This is a genomic window from Marivita sp. (assembly GCF_020055635.1).
Lineage (GTDB): Bacteria > Pseudomonadota > Alphaproteobacteria > Rhodobacterales > Rhodobacteraceae > Marivita.
The window spans coordinates 1-3455 of record NZ_JAIPUT010000146.1; the positions used below are offsets into that span (position 1 = coordinate 1).

Annotated in this window: 3 protein-coding genes; all 3 read right to left on the reverse strand. The window is 57.8% G+C overall.

Annotated elements, in window-relative coordinates; all coding sequences use genetic code 11:
• Nucleotides 1-837: terminase large subunit (locus LCF60_RS23795; RefSeq protein ID WP_363318458.1), on the reverse strand; the 837-nt coding region annotated here is incomplete at its 3' end.
• Nucleotides 830-1138, reverse strand: a complete 309-nt coding sequence (locus tag LCF60_RS23800) for a hypothetical protein (protein ID WP_292295014.1) — start codon at nt 1136-1138, stop codon at nt 830-832. The genes LCF60_RS23795 and LCF60_RS23800, both read right to left, overlap by 8 nt.
• A 363-nt stretch (nt 1139-1501) precedes the next feature.
• A partial coding sequence (locus LCF60_RS23805; protein WP_292295015.1) for a phage/plasmid primase, P4 family occupies nt 1502-3455 on the reverse strand: 1954 nt, incomplete at its 5' end.

Genomic DNA, 3455 nt, shown 5'->3' on the forward strand with positions numbered 1-3455 from the left:
AGCATTCAACAGCGACGCAATGTCAGTCCGGAATTGCGCCAGGTATTCAGCAGACGCGCGCGGCGCATCCTCGGCCATCGCATCTTCCACAACCCTTTGCGGCAAGGTCGGGTTCATGAAACGGCTTGCCGCCTGTGCCACCAGCACGCGGTCACTGTCTTGCGCAAAATGGCGGCGGTATGTGTCCCACAAGATGCCCCGGCGCGCATAAGGCGATGAAATGGCGATCAAACGCCCGTCAAGCGTCGCCATCGACGGGCGCAACGCCGCGATGATTTCCGCGTCAGGTGATGCCCCGTCCGCGTGCCAGAAGGCAATCTCGTCACAGATCACAGCCGCAACCGTGTATCCGCGCACCGCCCGGTGCGATGCCGTGGCAACCTCGATTGCAGATCGGTTTGTGAGTTCAAGACCGGCGGTCGTTTCCCGCGCGATCATGGCTTTCAACATGGGGTTCTCGAAGATCCCCCGCACATAGCGCAACAGCGTGCGCGCCTGCGCCCGGTCAGCAGCGATCAGAAAGACGGTGGCGAATTCGCCCGGTGCCAGCTTGTCCCGATGGTCTTGGAATGCAGCCTCAAACGCGGCCACCAGCGCCGCGACATGGCTCTTGCCGCCCCTGCGCCCTATGGCAACCCAAAGTTCCCGAAAGTCGCTGTGTGGTGCTGTCTGGCGCTGTGTGACGGCTTCCACCAGTTCGGCCCCGCTGTCATCTATGGGCAAGCCATAGAACCGCCCCAACAAGGCACGCCACGCCGCGAAACTGTCGCCTCCGAACGTGCCACCGAACAACGCCGGATCGGTCATCGCTTGCAGGATTGAAAAGCGGTCAGACATTGGCGTGCCCGTTGATGTAGCTGTGCAGATCGGGCGTGACGTCTTTGCTATGGCGACCAAGACCAAGATCGGTCAGCAAGCGGCGCAACGCGTTCGAGATGGTCGCATATTCCGCCGCGTCGAACGGCTCACCCTTGGCAAGTTCCGTTTCCCTTTCTTCACACCAGCACGCCAAGGTCGCGGCCCGTGCCAATAGCTGCCGCTGCGCTTCGGTCAGATCACCGCCAAGGTCGGTTTCGATCCCGCTGGTGATTTCACGGAACCGGCGCGCCATCATCGAACGGCCATCAACACCAGCCAAGACAATTGCACCAGTTCCCCGGCGCGTCCTAAACTCTGGCGGTGGCGGTGCTTTTGCCATGCTACATGCAGCCTTTGTTCGATTTAAGGGCAGATTAAAGGGCGGTTTAATTGAACATGACACAGCAACACACTGTAATCATTAATTCATCCCGTTAAGTCGGCGTTCATACGCGGAACCGAACCGGATAGTCGGGAAAAAGCGGCCATTTTGGGCTGAATTCGTCGTTAAGTCCGAAAGCCTCCACAGCAGCAAGACCGGCGGATATGACACTTATGACACTTTGCTACATATCTACCGTATAGAAGAATTCTTGAGAAAACCCCTATACGGTCAATAAGGAAAGAAGTGTCATAAGTGTCATTAGCGCAATCGAACGCCAACGAAACCGCGCGCATTTGTTCGTCTATACACCTCAAAACCTCTGCTTTTCATTTCTTTGGTCAGGGTGTGCTGCGTCCAAGGGCGTAAGCCTTGTTTCTCGCACCAATATGCAAACCGCACATGCAAATCAGCGTTGCTCACAAAGCCGCCGCTGTCGGCTGTGGTTTCATCTGCAAGGAATTGTCCGAGTGTATCTTCATCGTCCATATATTCGGCGGATGCCTCTTGCACCTTTACTGGCACATCCAAGCCGCGCGCCTGCCACTGTAGCGCCCCGTCGATTGCCCACCGCAAGATTGCTGGCCCTTCGGCCAACAGCTTGTCGGCCAAGCCCTTGTCGCGCTTCTCTGGCGGGATTGTCACTTTGAACGGAACCAAGACAACGCGCGCCCTGATTGCTTCATCCACACCACGAAACGACGGCTGATTGTTCCCGGCAATCATCAAAGTCAGTTGCGGGTCAAAGTCGAAAAAGTCCCCGCGCATAAAGCGGGCGGTCATCCGGTCCCCGCCGGTCAGGTCTTTGATAACGGATTCATCCCAGGTCTTGCCCACTGGCAATTCGCTGCCAGCCACAAGGCGCGCACCTTGCAGCCCAGCAAGCCCGGTGGCGTGTTTGTCGCCCTGCGAGTTGAGAAAGGTTTCCGCCGCTGCCCTGCGTGAATAATCGCCCCAGATATGGGTCAGGGTATTCAGGAACACCGATTTCCCGTTGCGGCCTGTGCCATAGAGAAACAGCAGCTTATGTTCCGTTGTCAGCCCGGTCAGAGCATACCCTGCCGCGCGCTGCATGAATTCGATCAGTTCCGCATCACCTTCGAAAATGTCATGCAGGAATTGCAACCATAGCGACGGCGTTGAACCTGGCGTTGCGGGTTCGCACGTTGTCAGCTTTGTCAGCATGTCGCCCCGCTGCGCTGGCCTAAGCTGTCCGGTTGTCAGGTCCACAACGCCACCGGGCGTTCCCAGCAGCATCTTGTTTTTGTCGAATTCATCAGGATGCGCTGCGCTTGCCGGGTTCGATTGCGCCAGCGCCTCGATTGCCGCGACGGTGTTCTTGCTCCGCAACGTGCGCGCTTGCTCTTGCGCCCACCGGCGCAGTTTATTTGCGGGCTGTTCTTCCAGCAGCGCCACACGGCGTTCCGTCCAGTCGATCAGTTCTTCGGCCCTTTGGCGTAGGTACTGGCGTGTCAGGGTCATGTGCTTGCGCTTGTCGTCAACCTCCCACCGCGTGCCAGTCCAGAACAACCACTTTCCCCACGCGGCGACGTGTCGGGCGTCATTGTCCCAGCCTTGTTTTCCGAGATTGTTTGCAAGCCCGTCTTGGCTCAGGTCGATTTCATCGGGCGCATTCGGGCGCGGCCTGCCATCGGATGTAGCAGATCCCCCTGTCGCCTTATCCCAAGAGCGGCGCAGTTCGGTTTCTAGGCGGTTGCCTTCGATGTACTTCCCCGCCGGTCCCTGTGGATTGTCCTGCAACAGCTTCAACACCGCATCAAAAGACCAGCCGCGCGGGCGCAATGCGTTTACAATCGACTGAAAGTCGCCAGAGCGGTCGCCAGAGCCACCGTGCTCGATGTAGGTGCGCACCCATACAGGCACGTCGCCCAGATCAAGCGTGCGCTGCCCTGCGTTGCCTTGGTCGTCGTCATCATCAGCCGTGAGACTTTCCAGATATTCGATTGCATCGTGCAAATCGGCCAAGTGTGACGGCGTGCCTTCGATTTGTTGCCCAGAAACAGTGATATACCGACCTGTCTTAACGTTGCTGTAAATTTCGTATTCCCCGCCTTTGTCGTGATTTCGTTTTGTGTGGATCGACCGGAAACCTTCAGGCACGCACCCAAGAATGCGCGCGCCGTTGCCGCTTGGCGTCCATTCTGCATAGCTTCCACAACGGTCGATAAGCTGTTGCGCCCATGGCATTAAATGG